Origin of the sequence: Streptomyces sp. NPDC046866 (assembly GCF_040704625.1) — a bacterium.
In the GTDB taxonomy this organism is placed as follows: Bacteria; Actinomycetota; Actinomycetes; order Streptomycetales; family Streptomycetaceae; genus Streptomyces.
This window is the reverse complement of sequence record NZ_JBEYXN010000001.1, coordinates 1-12,714: the sequence shown is the minus strand read 5'-3', so window position 1 is coordinate 12,714 and position 12,714 is coordinate 1. Positions and strand designations below refer to the sequence as shown.

Sequence of the window (12,714 nt, the reverse complement as noted above, 5' to 3'; positions counted from 1 at the left end):
GCCCGACTCCCCGCGCCGGAACGCCCGCCGGCCGCACCGCCGGAACGGCCGCCGGCCGCACCGCCGGAACGCCCGCCGGCCGCACCGCCGGAACGGCCGCCGGCCGCACCGCCGGAACGGCCGCCGGCCGCACCGGCAGGACGGCCGGCCCGCCGCAATAACCCCGCGCCCCCCGCGGAGCGACACGGCAGAATTGGGCGGTGCGGTATCTCATCCTCGGCGGCGCCGAAGCCCGTGACGCGTCCGGCGCCCCCGTTCCCATCGGCGGTGCCCGCCTGCGCGCCCTGCTGACGGCGCTCGCGCTGCGCGCCGGCGGCCCGGCGGCGGTGCCGGTGGCCGACCTCGTCGAGGAGGTCTGGGGCGAGGACCCGCCCCAGGACGCCCCCGCCGCCCTCCAGGCCCTCGTCGCCCGGCTCCGCCGTGCCCTCGGCGGCCGCGACACCGTCCTGGCGGACCCGGCCGGCGGCTACCGCCTGGCCATAGCCGACCGCGACGAGGTGGACCTGCACCGCTTCACCCGCCTGGTCCGCACCGGCCGCGCCGACCTCCCCTCCGATCCCGCCCGCGCCGCCGCAACCCTGCGCACCGCGCTCGACCTCTGGCGCGGCCCGGCCCTGGCCGACCTGCCCGAGCCCGCCCGCAGCGCCCACGCCGCCGCCCCGGAGGCCCACCGCACCGCCGCCCTGCGCGACCGCATCGAGGCCGACCTGCGCGCGGGGGCAGCCGACCCGGCGGGGCTGCTGCCCGAGATCGAGGCGCTGATCGCGCAGCACCCGTACGACGAACCCCTGCGCGCCCAGCAGGTGCGCGCCCTGCGCGCGGCCGGCCGGCCCGCCGACGCCCTGGCCGCGTACGAGCGCACCCGCCGCACCCTCGCCGAGGCCCTCGGCACCGACCCCGGCCCCGAACTCACCGCCCTCCACGCGCAGCTCCTGGCCCCCCAGCCCCCGACGGCCCCACCCGCGCCGCCCCGGCCCCCGAGCCCGGCCCCGGCCGCGCCCGCAGGGGGCGGGAACCTCCGCCCCCGCCTGAACTCCTTCGTCGGCCGCGAACCCGAACTCGCCGCCCTCCACGCCGACCTGGCCCGATCCCGCCTGGTCACCCTCACCGGCCCCGGCGGCTCAGGCAAGACCCGCCTCGCCGAGCAGGCGGCCGTCGCGCACCCCGAACCCGGCTGGCTGGTGGAACTGGCCCGCCTCGACGACCCCGCAGCCGTCCCCGGCGCCGTCGTCAGCGCCCTCGGCCTGCGCGAGAACACCCTCATCGCCCGCGAGAAGCCCGCCTCCGCCGCCGACCCGGCGACCCAGCTCGTCGAGGGCTGCGCGGACCGCCGCCTGCTGATCGTCCTCGACAACTGCGAGCACGTCATCGGCGCCGCCGCCGAACTCGCCGAGCTGCTGCTCACCCGCTGCCCCGGCGTACGGATCCTGGCCACCAGCCGCGAACCCCTCGGCGTGCCCGGCGAAGCGGTCCGCCCCGTCGACCCCCTCCCGCCCGACCCCGCACACCGCCTGTTCGCCGACCGCGCCGCCGCCGTCCGCCCCGGCTTCACCCCCGCCGACGACCCGGACGCCGTCGCCGAGATCTGCCGCCGCCTCGACGGCCTCCCGCTCGCCATCGAACTGGCCGCGGCCCGGCTCCGCCTGCTCACCCCGCGCCAGATCGCCGACCGCCTCGACGACCGCTTCCGCCTGCTGACGGGCGGAGCCCGCACCGTCCTGCCCCGCCAGCAGACCCTCCGCGCCGTGGTCGACTGGTCCTGGGACCTCCTCGCCGAGGGGGAACGCACCGTCCTGCGCCGCCTCTCGCTGTTCTCCGGCGGCTGCGACCTGGCCGCCGCCGAGGCCGTCTGCGGCGACGGCAGCGGCACGGGCACCCGCAGCGGCCGGCCCCTCGACGTCGCCGACGCCCTCGGCGCCCTCGTCGACAAGTCCCTCGTCGTCGCCGCCCCCGGCCCCGACGGCATGCGCTACCACCTGCTGGAGACCATCCACGAGTACGCCGCCGAACGCGCCGCCGCGCACGCCCCCGACCGCCAGGCCACCGCCCGCCGCCACGCCGCGCACTTCCTGGCCCTCGCCGAGGAGGCCGAGCCCCTCCTGCGCTCGGCCGCCCAACTCCCGTGGATCCGGCGCATGGAGACCGAACTCGACAACCTCCGCGTCGCCCTCCACCACACCACCGAGACGGCAGCCGCCGAGACGGCAGCCGCCCGGCCCGAGGCCGTCGAGCACGACGCCGTCGGGCCCGACGCCGCCGAGACCGCCCAGCGCCTCGCCCTCGCCCTCGGCTGGTTCTGGTGGCTGCGCGACTACCGCCGCGAGGGCGCCCGCTGGGCTGCGCGCGCCGCCGCCCTCACCCCCGCCGAACCACCCCGGGGCACCCCCGCGTACTGGCGCCTCCTGCGGCTGCAGCACCTCCACCTCAGCCTGGACGCCGACGGCCGGCCGCCCGAGGAGTTCACCACCCCGCAGCACCTCGCCCTCGCCGAGCGCATCCGGCAGGCCTACTGCAACGGCGGCCCCGAAGCGGCCCGCTTCCCCTCCATGCTCTGGCCGATGACCCACTTCCTCACCGGCGGCACCCTCGACCACCGCGCCGGCCTGGACGCCACGGTCGCCAACTGCCGTCTCCACGGTGGCGACTGGGAACTCGCCGTCACCCTCATGCTCCGCACCCACGTCGCCATCGACACCACCGGCGGCCTGCGCACCGTCGACGCCGACCTCGCCGAACTCCACGAGATCGCCGCCCGGGTCGGCGACCGCTGGATCCGCTCCCAGGTCGCGAGCGCCGCCGGCGAGGTCGCCCTCTCCCGCGGCCGCTACGACTGGGCCCGCACCGAGTACGAGGAGTGCCTGCGCCTCGCCCGCGAGGTCGGGGCTTACACCGAGGTGCCCTTCGCCATCGCCCGGATCGCCGAGGCCGCCCTCTGCCAGGGGGAGTACGCCGAGGCCGAGCGGCTCCTCGTCGAGGCACACCGGGAAGCCGCGCAGCACGGCACCGCCCACGAGATCTGCGCGTACGGCGGGCTGCTCGGCGCCCTGATCGCCATGAGCCGCGGCGACCTGGCGCAGGCCCGCGAACACTACGACCTCGCCCGCGCCGCCGCCCCGGACGCACCCATGCCCCCACAGTTCACCGCCGGCCTCGACAACGCCGAGGCCCTCCTCACCGCCCGGGAACAGGGTCCGGCGGCCGGCCTGGCCCGCATCGGCCCGGCCCTGGCCGCCGCGACCGCCGCGCGCTGCGCCGAACGCGTCCTGGCCTCGATGGCCGACACCGCGGCCGTCCTGCTCGAGGCCGCGGGCCGCCCCGCCGAGAGCGCCCGGGTCCTTGCGGCGGCCACCGCCTGGCGCGCGGGCCACCCCCGCTCCGTCCCGGAGCAGACGGCGGTGGCCGAGCTCCCTGCCCGCACCCGCGCCGCCCTCGGCCCCGAAGCCCACGCCCGGGAGGCGGCCGCCGGGGCGCGCCTGTCCCCACCGGAGGTGGCGACCCTGCTCACCGGCAGCTGATCACCGCATCGGCCCAGCTCGCCAGCGTCGGCAGGCTGCCCTGCCCGGCCGGCTCCACCACCAGCCGCAGCGTCCTGTGCCCGGCGAGGGACACGTCCACCGGCACGGCCGGGTCCCGGTACCCGAGCGGCTCCGACCGCCACAGCCGCTCCCCGTCGGCGTACACGGCGAACCGCACGGTGCCGTCGGTGAACAGCGACAGCCCGTCCACCCCGGCCCGCGCCGAGAAGGAGGTGCACTGCCGGTTGAGCGTGATCTGCACCGCGGAACGGGAGTGCACCGTGATGCCCTGCGCGTAGCGCACGTCGGCGATCCGCAGCCCCCGGCGCTGCCAGACCCAGCTGCTGCGCCAGGTGTCCACCTCGGGCCCGCTGTGGTCGCCGACCGCGGCATGGACGAGCCGGGCCAGCGGGAACCCCTGCGCCGGCTCGACCGCCGTGGCCGACGGCGACGGCGACGGCGACGGCTTCGCGGGAGCGGGGCTGGCCGAGGCGCTCGGCGTCGCCTTCGACGGCCGGGGCGAGGGCAGCGCGGGCGACGGCGCCGGCTGCGGCACGGCCGCGGACATCGAAGCCGAGGCCGGGGGCGAGGCGGGCCGTACGGGATCCGGCGCGGCCGGCGGCTCCGACACGGCCGGGGACGAAGGCCCGGGCACGGGCACCGCCGAGGCGGCCACACCCGGCGCGGGCCTCGCCCGGGGCACCGGCTCGGGACCGTCCCCGACGAGTGCGAACACCACCCCGGCGGCCGCGGCGACCGCGATCCCGGCGGCCAGCGCGGCCTTGGCGGAGACCCCGAGCCCCTCGGACACCACCGCCGCACCGCTCCCGGACCCGGCGCCCCCCGCAGCACCCGCCGCCCCACCGGCCCCGGCCCCCGCGGCCGAACCACCCGCGGCCGAACCACCCCCGGCTGCGCCACCCGCGGCTGCGCCACCCGCGGCCGAACCGCCCGAAGACGCGGCCGCGGCAGCCCCGGCCCCCGCGGCGGCCACGGCCCCACCGGCCACCACCCCGGCGGCCTTCGCCGCGTACCCGGCGGCGAACCATCCGATGACCGCGACCGGCAGCAGCGCGGGAATGCCCGCATTGACGTCCTTGAGCTCCCCGGCGGCCAGCCGGCACCGGACGCACTCCTCCAAGTGCTTGCGCAGCCCGCGCTCGGCGCGGATCCGCAGCCCCCCGCGGGCATAGGCGCCCAGCCGGTCCGCGTACCGCGCGCAGTCCCCGCCCGCCGTCAGCGCCGAACTCACGTGCGCCTGCAGATAGGCCTGCTTGAGCCCCTCCCGGGCACGGCCGGCCAGCACCGCCGTCGCATTGGCGCTCAGCCCGAACAACGGGGCGACCGCACTGGGCGAGGACTCCTCGACCGCGGTGTGCCACAGCACGGCCTGCCACCGCTCGGGCAGGCTCCGGAAGGCCTGCACGGCCAGCGACTGCTCGGCCTCGTGCATCGCCCGGACGTCCGCACCCAGTTCGAGCGTGTCGTCCCCGGACAGGCCGGACAGCCCGCTGCCGGTCTCGGTGCCCGCGGCCGCCTGCTCCGCGAACACCGCGAAGTCCTCGACGAGCTGCTCGCGCCGGGACGTCTTCGCCCAGGCCGCCGCAACCCTGCGCACGGTGGTCAGCAGGTACGCCCGCACCGCCTGGTCCGGCCCGGCCCCGCCCCGCACCGCCTGCAGCGTCCGCGCGAACACCTCGGCGGTCAGGTCCTCGGCGGTGTGCCCGTCGCGGCAGCAGGTCCGCGCGTAGCGCCGTACGGAATCGGCGTGCCGCCGGAACAGCTCCGCGTACGCGCCGTCGTCACCGCCGCGCAACCGGGCGATCAAGTCACCGTCCGACGGCGGGAGTTCGCCCCCTGCCGCAGTCCGTGCCGCCGCGTGCCGGCCGCGCGCCTCGCGCTGGGCCGGGACCTGCCGTACGGGCGGGCTGTCCGCCCCGACCTCGCCGCCGGCACCGCCGGTCGGCTCGTCGCGCCCGTCAACGCCCATCGCAAAGGCTCCCGCACGACACACTCAACCGGTACACCGTTCAAGCCTGTCACACGGGGGGCGCGCGCCGAACCGGTCTCCACGCCTTCCACCCGTCCGGGCGCCGCAGGCGAAACGCTGTACCAACCCTCACCCGTTCGAGCGAGTCATGTCCGCGCCGCCTCCCGCCTCACCGGGGAGGCCGCGGCCGCGCAGGCGCTCCCGCCGGGCGGTGGCCCGGACCGGCGGGAGGCTGCGCGGGCGCGGCGCCCCGTACGGCTCAGGCCGTCCGGGAGCGCAGACCCTCGAGCAGGATGTCGAGCAGCCGGGCCGACGCCGCCGCCTGCTGCGCCGCATCGGGCAGCGCCGGGGCGGCCGTGGCTATCACCAGCAGCACATCGGCCACCGTGACGTCGGTCCGCAGCTCGCCGGCCTCCCGGGCCCGCTCCACCAGCTTGCCGACGACCTCGAGCAGCGCACCCGCGCCCGCGTCCTCCGACGGCTCGTCGTCGGCGGCGGTGCGCCCGCCCACGACCCGAAGCTCCGGCGTGCCCGCCACAACGGCCTGCCGCTGCTGCGGAACCCGCGCCTCGGAAGCCTCCTCGGCGGCGGCCTCCTCGGCCGAGCGGACCCGCAGCACCTGCGGCGGCAGCAGCCGCCCCGCGCCCGAGGCCACGGAGGTCCGCAGGAACCGCGACAGCGCCTGCCAGGGCTCCTCCTCCTGGCCGAGCGCGGTCCGGGCCTGCTCCGTCAGCCGGGCGGTCTCCTCCTCGGCTATCCGGCGGACCAGGACGTCCTTGCTCGGGAAGCGCCGGTACACCGTGCCGACACCGACCCGCGCGCGCCGTGCCACGTCCTCCATCGGCGCCCCGTAGCCGAGCTCGCCGAAGACCTCGCGGGCAGCGCGCAGCACGTGCTCGAGGTTCCGCTGGGCGTCGACGCGCAGCGGCGTGGAGCGGCCCACCCCGGCCGCGGCCGTGGCGGTGGTGCCGGCGATCACGCGGCCGTTGCTCTCGGCTGAGAGCGCGGTCGCAGAGCCATGGAAATCGGAAATGTTCATATGTATCCCCCGGTAATCACTTGTCTCCCCCCGGAGACATCCCCGCCTTCGTGTCGAGGTGAGCCACGGTCATCGGCTCCGGTCCTACTCCTCGACGGGATACGAACATAGTTGAGCCAGAGTCAATTCAGAAGAGGCAGCCCCCGTACGAGCACCGCCCGATCGGAGCATTCGCCCCCACTTTTCCGTTCCGCACCCCCAAGACCACCCCCTTCGCACCCTCTGACCTGCGGAACTCCCGCCCCGCCCGAGCCGTCCGGGAGCCCCGCCCCACTGCTCCCTCCGGTCACACAATCCGTCAGGCCTGTGGACAAACTCCCGGCCACGTTGCGTCATGGGGTGGTGAAGGCTGCTAACTCCCGAGGCACGGCCCCCGGTACCGAGCCCGCCACGCGCATCCTCGTCGTGGGCGGCGGCTACGTCGGCATGTACACGGCGCTCCAGCTCCAGAGAAGGCTCAGAGCCGGCGAAGCCGAGGTCACGGTGGTCACCCCCGAGCCGTACATGACGTACCAGCCCTTCCTGCCCGAAGCGGCCGCAGGCTCCATCAGCCCCCGCCACGTCGTCGTCCCCCTGCGCCGCCTGCTGCCCACCTGCCGCATCGTCATCGGCGAGGTCCAGCGGATCGACCACGCCAAGCGCACCGCCGCCGTCACCACCCTCGCCACCGCCGACGAGGGCACCGGCGCCCGCGAGATCGAGTACGACGAACTCGTCCTCGCCCCCGGATCGGTCTCCCGCACCCTCCCCGTCCCCGGACTCGCCGACTACGGCATCGGGTTCAAGACCGTCGAAGAGGCCATCGGCCTGCGCAACCACGTCCTCGAGCAGATGGACATCGCCTCCTCCACCCGCGATCCCGCCGTCCGCGACGCCGCCCTCACCTTCGTCTTCGTCGGCGGCGGCTACGCGGGCGTCGAGGCCCTCGGCGAACTCGAGGACATGGCCCGCTACGCCGCCCGGTACTACCACAACGTCAAACCCGAGGACATGAAGTGGGTGCTGGTCGAGGCCAGCGACCACATCCTTCCCGAGGTCGGCCCCGAACTCGGGGTCTACACCGTCCGCGAACTGCGCCGCCGGGGCATCGACGTCCGCCTCGAGACCCGCCTCGAGTCCTGCGAGGACCGCGTCGCCGTCCTCAGCGACGGCGCCCGCTTCCCCACCCGCACCGTCGTGTGGACCGCCGGCGTCAAACCCCACCCGGTCCTCGCCGCCACCGACCTGCCGAGGAACGGACGCGGCCGCCTCGCCTGCACCGCCTTCCTCACGGTCGACGGCGTCGAACACGCCTGGGCCGCCGGAGACGCCGCCGCCGTCCCCGACATCACCGCCCCCGAACCCGGCCGCGAATGCGCCCCCAACGCCCAGCACGCCGTGCGCCAGGCCAAGACCCTCGCCGAGAACCTCGTCGCGGCCCTCCGCGGCGAGGCCCTCACCGAGTACGCCCACAAGTACGCCGGCTCCGTGGCCTCGCTCGGCCTCCACAAGGGCGTCGCCCACGTCTACGGCCGCAAGCTCAAGGGCTACCCCGCCTGGCTCATGCACCGCGCCTACCACCTCAGCCGGGTCCCCACCTTCAACCGCAAGATGCGCGTCCTCGCGGAATGGACCCTCTCCGGCCTCTTCGCCCGCGAGATCGTCTCCCTGGGCTCGCTCGAACACCCCAGGGCAGAATTCGAACTCGCCGCCGGCGGCGGCCACCGGCCCCCCGCACCACCACCCGCCCCCGACCCCCCGCAGGACCGCCAGAGCTGACGCTGTCAGTGCGGTCGTCCACACTGGGCGTGTGACCATAGGTGTGCTCACCCCTGCACAGAGTGACATGCCCACAGTGACACCGCCCCGCGACCCACCCCAGCGATACAGCGACCACTTGCGACACCACGAGGCTTGAACGCAGTGAACTTCACGCGCTGGAGCGCCCGGTTTCCCGGAACGCAGCGCCGCGCCGCCGCCCGGTCCGAACACGCCGCCGCCCAGGCCAAGCGCGGCGAGGGGGCCGTCCCGGCGGCCCGCGGCGCAGCAGGCCGTCCCGGTGCGCCCGCCGACGGCGGCCCGGCCGACCCCACCGTCTCCGGTACGGGCCACGGCACCGGCACAGGCCGAGCCGCCGACCCGGGCACCGGCCCCGCCACCGGGCCCGGCCCCGAGCCGGCCCACGGCACCGCCCCCGCCGTGCCCTCCCTCGACGAGCTGTCCGTACGCGAGGCCCTCGGCCGGCTCCCGGCCCTCGTCGCCCTCGTCCACGGCCCCGAGCACCGCGTCGCCTACGTCAACGACGCCTACACCGCCGGCTTCGGCCCCCGCCCCGCCGGCGACCCCGCGCGCGTCGCCCTCCCCGAGCTCGGCGAGCTCGGCCTCCTCGCGCTCCTCGACCAGGTCCAGCGCAGCGGCAAGCCCCGTACCGCCAAGAACCGCACCGCCCCCGGCGGCGGCAGCACCTACACCGTGACCTGCACCCCCGTCGACTTCCCCAAGGCCGTCCCCGGGCACGACGCCGACCCGCAGCCGCATCCGCACCACACCGGCGTCCTCATCCACCTCGCCGACGTCACCGACCACGCCGAAGCCGTCGAACGCCTCCGCGCCAGCGAGCGCCGCCAGCGCGAAGCCGCCGTCACCCTCCAGCGCTCCCTCCTCCCGCAGGAGCTCGAACAGCCCGACGACCTGCGCATCGCCGCCACCTACCAGCCCGGCGGCACCGAAGCCGCCGTCGGCGGCGACTGGTACGACGTCATCACCCTCGGCGCGGGCCGCACCGCCCTCGTCATCGGCGACGTCATGGGCCGCGGCGTGCGCGCCGCCGCCGTCATGGGCCAGCTCCGCACCGCCGTCCGCGCCTACGCCCGCCTCGACCTGCCCCCGCACGAGGTGCTCCAGCTCCTCGACGGCCTCGCCGCCGAGATCGACGCCAGCCAGATCGCCACCTGCGTCTACGCCGTCCACGACCCCAACGAGGGCCTGCTGGCCTACGCCTCCGCCGGCCACCTGCCGATCCTGGTCCGCGATGCCGACGGCACCGTACGCCGCGCAGCCGACCCCACCGGCCCGCCGCTCGGCACCGGCGGCTGGCTCCACACCTCAGGCACCATCGCCCTCGGCCCCGGCTCCACCGCCGTCCTCTACACCGACGGCCTCGTCGAGCGCCGCGGCGAGGACATCGACGAAGGCGTCGCCGCCCTCGAACGCGCCCTCGCCGGAGCCCAGGGCACCCCCGCCGTCATCTGCGACCGCCTGATGCGCGCCCTCGGCATCGATGCCGACCACGACGACGACGTCGCCGTCATGGTCCTGCAGCAGCCCAGCCGCACCGGCGCGGACGCCGAGCTGTTCCACAACGCCGCCCTGGAACTCCTCGGCGGGACCGAGGCCGCCCCGCGCGCCCGCGCCTTCGCCCAGGGCGTCCTGACCTCCTGGCGCTTCCCGGTCGAGCTGTGCGATCTGGGCGTCCTCGCCGCGAGCGAGCTCGTCGCGAACTCCCTCCAGCACGGCACCCCGCCCATGCGGCTGCGGCTGCGCCGCACCGACCGCCGCCTGATCATCGAGGTCACCGACGGGGACGACCACCTCCCGCGCCGCCGCCGCGCCGAACCCGGCGACGAGACCGGCCGCGGCATCTCGATCATCGCCACGATCGCCTCGGCCTGGGGCTCTCGCCGCACCCCGGGCGGGGGCAAGGCCGTCTGGTGCGAGTTCGCCCTGCCGGACCGGAAGCCGCCCGCGTAACGGAGGGCACGGCAGGAAGACGACGCAGAAGGGGCCCGGTCACAAGGACCGGACCCCTTTCCGCAGGCACGGGCGGAACCGGAGGAGGCCTACACGGCCACGGCCACCGGCTCGGCAGCGGCCCCCACGGCCACCGCCGCCGGAGCCTCCGGCGCCTCCGCCCGCAGCAGCGCCGGCCTGTCCTGCGCCGGGCTCAGCTGCCGGCCCAGGCGCAGCGCCAGCCAGGCGATCCCCAGCGACACCGCGACGAACACCGCGACGTACAGCATGGGCAGGCCCGCACCCAGCGGCACCCCCAGCGGCCCCAGGGCCAGCGCCATCTGCTTGACCAGCGCGAACGCCGAGTTGTACTGGCCCACCGAACCCTCCGGCGCCAGGTCGGCCACCAGCGGCGCCAGCGTCGGCGACAGCATCGCCTCGCCGATGCCGAAGAGCCCGTACGTGCTGACGAACGCGGCGGCGGCCATCACGGCGCTGCCGTGCCCCAGCCCGGAGAACCCGGCGATGAGCCAGGCCGCGGTCCAGATCAGCCCGACCAGCGCGATCACCCGCGACCGGCGGCGCCGCTCGACCAGCTTCAGCACGACGAACTGCGCGAGGACGATCGCCCCGGTGTTGGCGGCCAGCGCGAAGCCGAGGACGGAGGGGGAGATCCGGGCGGCCTCGGTGCCGAAGGCGGCCAGGCCCGACTCGAACTGCCCGTAGCAGGCGAAGAAGATCACGAAGCCGAGGACGAGCAGCTTGACCATGGCCCGGTGCTCCAGCATCCGCTTCCACCCGCCGCCGGCCTGCGCCGGGTCCTTCGGCAGGGCGTCGGTGATGGCGGGCGCGTGCGGCATCCGCACGGTGAGGATGACGCCGGCCAGGACCAGGAACATCACGGCCTCGATGCCGAACAGAAGGGTGAAGCTGCCGGGGCGGCTCTCGTCGACGATCTGGCCGCCGATGAGGCCGCCGATGCCGAGTCCCAGGTTCTGCATGAAGAACTGGAGGGCGAAGGCGCGGGTCCGCGTGGCCGGGGTGGAGCACCACACGATCATCGTGGCGAGCGCCGGCTGCATGACGGCCTGCCCGGCGCCCAGCGCGAGGGCGGACAGCAGGATCGGCACGATGCCGGTGGACAGCCCGAGCGACAGTGCGCCGACGGACGCGGCGACGGCGGCACCGACGACCACCGGGACGGGGCCGCGGCGGTCGATGACGCGACCGGTGAAGGGCAGCGCGACCAGGGCGCTCACGGCGAAGGCCACGAACGCGCTCGTGGCCGCCATCGAGCCGAGCCCGCGCACCTGCGCCACGTAGATGTAGAGGAACGGAACCGTGAAGCCGATGCCGAACGCCGTCAGCGCGTTGCCGGCCTGGATCCGCCGCATCGCGGCGCCCATCACCTTGGTCACTTTTCACCTGCCTGAGTCCTGAAGCCCGAAGTCTTCACACCTAAAATTCGATGCTTAACTCTACACATCGAAGGAGTTAGACGCCAACGGAGTCATGCGATACTTCGGACCATGGGTGACACCCCCGACGGCATTGCGCCCGTCCACGAGCCGAGCCTCGACGAGCAGATCGCCGTCTACCAGCGCGAGTTCCAGGACCTGGACCCCCAGGTCGAGAAGGTCGTATCGGCGCTCAGCCGCCTGAACCGCCGCATGAACGTCGCGTACGGACGCCAGACCGCCGCCCTGGGCATCAGCAACGCGGAATGGGAGGTCCTCAAGGCCCTCGTCCTCTCCGGGGCCCCGTACCGGATGGGCCCGAGCGAGCTCGCGAAGCAGCTCGGCCTGACACCGGCCGCCATGACCCACCGCATCGACCGCATGACGGCGGAGGGACTGGTCACCCGCGAGCGGGACGAGTCCAACCGGGTCCGCGTGATCGTGGAGCTGACCGACGAGGGCCGCAGCAAGTGGCTCGACGCGATGCGCGCGGCCACGGTCTTCGAGGAGGACCTCCTCCAGGACCTCTCCACGGCGGAGCGCGGCGTGCTGGGCGACATGCTCACCCGCCTGCTGGACCGCGTGGAGGACCTCCAGTCCCGCGGCTGACGAAGCCGCCGCCCGGGGGGTTGACAACCACCTCGGGGTTCCGTAGCGTTCTGTGGGTTGTTCCAGAGCCGAAAGGTTCGGGGAGCAGCCATCCAGCCGCCTCGTCGCGGCACCCAACTCAGCAAGATCTCCCGCCCGGGGGCTTATTCGGCGTACCCGAATGAATTCCGGAAGGCCGATTATGAATCGGCCGGGAAATCCACTAGAGTTCTGGGAGTCGGAAGGGCCCAACAGCCCGGAAGACAAACCCCGCTGACTGGGGGTCAGGCCCGAAAGGATCTGATAGAGTCGGAAACGAAGAAAGAACGAAAGCCCGGAGGAAAGCCCGCGAGGGTGAGTACGAAGGAAGCGTCCGTTCCTTGAGAACTCAACAGCGTGCCAAAAATCAACGCCAGA

At 75.2% G+C, this 12,714-nt stretch carries 7 protein-coding genes; 4 read left to right on the top strand and 3 right to left on the bottom strand.

Features of this window, described 5'->3' with window-relative positions:
• The first annotated feature begins 200 nt into the window (after positions 1 to 200).
• Positions 201 to 3,515: a BTAD domain-containing putative transcriptional regulator gene (locus tag AB0953_RS00035; protein ID WP_366857057.1), complete on the top strand. Its 3,315-nt coding sequence runs from the start codon at positions 201 to 203 to the stop codon at positions 3,513 to 3,515.
• On the opposite strand, the gene AB0953_RS00030 is transcribed toward AB0953_RS00035, so the two are convergent.
• Both AB0953_RS00030 and AB0953_RS00025 read right to left on the bottom strand, forming a co-directional pair.
• The gene (locus AB0953_RS00030; protein WP_366857055.1) at positions 3,502 to 5,505 is read right to left on the bottom strand and encodes a sigma-70 family RNA polymerase sigma factor; all 2,004 of its coding nucleotides are present in this window, start codon (positions 5,503 to 5,505) and stop codon (positions 3,502 to 3,504) included. The genes AB0953_RS00035 and AB0953_RS00030 overlap by 14 nt on opposite strands.
• Positions 5,506 to 5,764: 259 nt before the next feature.
• A complete protein-coding gene (locus AB0953_RS00025) occupies positions 5,765 to 6,544 on the bottom strand; it encodes a helix-turn-helix domain-containing protein (protein WP_366857054.1) in 780 nt (259 codons plus the stop codon).
• A 339-nt stretch (positions 6,545 to 6,883) separates the two neighbouring features.
• Between AB0953_RS00025 and AB0953_RS00020 the strand changes: the two genes are divergently transcribed.
• Both AB0953_RS00020 and AB0953_RS00015 read left to right on the top strand, forming a co-directional pair.
• Positions 6,884 to 8,302 carry an NAD(P)/FAD-dependent oxidoreductase gene (locus AB0953_RS00020; protein ID WP_366857053.1) on the top strand — a complete coding sequence of 473 codons (1,419 nt, stop codon included), beginning with the start codon at positions 6,884 to 6,886 and terminating at the stop codon, positions 8,300 to 8,302.
• 144 nt (positions 8,303 to 8,446) lie between these two features.
• Positions 8,447 to 10,273: an ATP-binding SpoIIE family protein phosphatase gene (locus AB0953_RS00015; RefSeq protein WP_366857648.1), complete on the top strand. Its 1,827-nt coding sequence runs from the start codon at positions 8,447 to 8,449 to the stop codon at positions 10,271 to 10,273.
• A gap of 89 nt (positions 10,274 to 10,362) precedes the next feature.
• On the opposite strand, the gene AB0953_RS00010 is transcribed toward AB0953_RS00015, so the two are convergent.
• On the bottom strand, positions 10,363 to 11,658 hold the full coding sequence (locus AB0953_RS00010) for an MFS transporter (RefSeq protein ID WP_366857647.1): 1,296 nt from the start codon (positions 11,656 to 11,658) through the stop codon (positions 10,363 to 10,365).
• A 123-nt stretch (positions 11,659 to 11,781) separates the two neighbouring features.
• Here AB0953_RS00010 and AB0953_RS00005 point away from each other — a divergent pair, with 123 nt between their 5' ends.
• A complete protein-coding gene (locus tag AB0953_RS00005; RefSeq protein ID WP_366857052.1) occupies positions 11,782 to 12,318 on the top strand; it encodes a MarR family transcriptional regulator in 537 nt (178 codons plus the stop codon).
• Positions 12,319 to 12,714 lie beyond the last annotated feature (396 nt).

What these genes read in the sequence shown, in the direction of transcription:
- AB0953_RS00030 (WP_366857055.1), bottom strand. Translation starts at nt 5,505, where the DNA reads ATGGGCGTTGACGGGCGCGACGAGCCGACCGGCGGTGCCGGCGGCGAG.
- AB0953_RS00025 (WP_366857054.1), bottom strand. Translation starts at nt 6,544, where the DNA reads ATGAACATTTCCGATTTCCATGGCTCTGCGACCGCGCTCTCAGCCGAG.
- AB0953_RS00010 (WP_366857647.1), bottom strand. Translation starts at nt 11,658, where the DNA reads ATGGGCGCCGCGATGCGGCGGATCCAGGCCGGCAACGCGCTGACGGCG.
- AB0953_RS00005 (WP_366857052.1), top strand. Translation starts at nt 11,782, where the DNA reads ATGGGTGACACCCCCGACGGCATTGCGCCCGTCCACGAGCCGAGCCTC.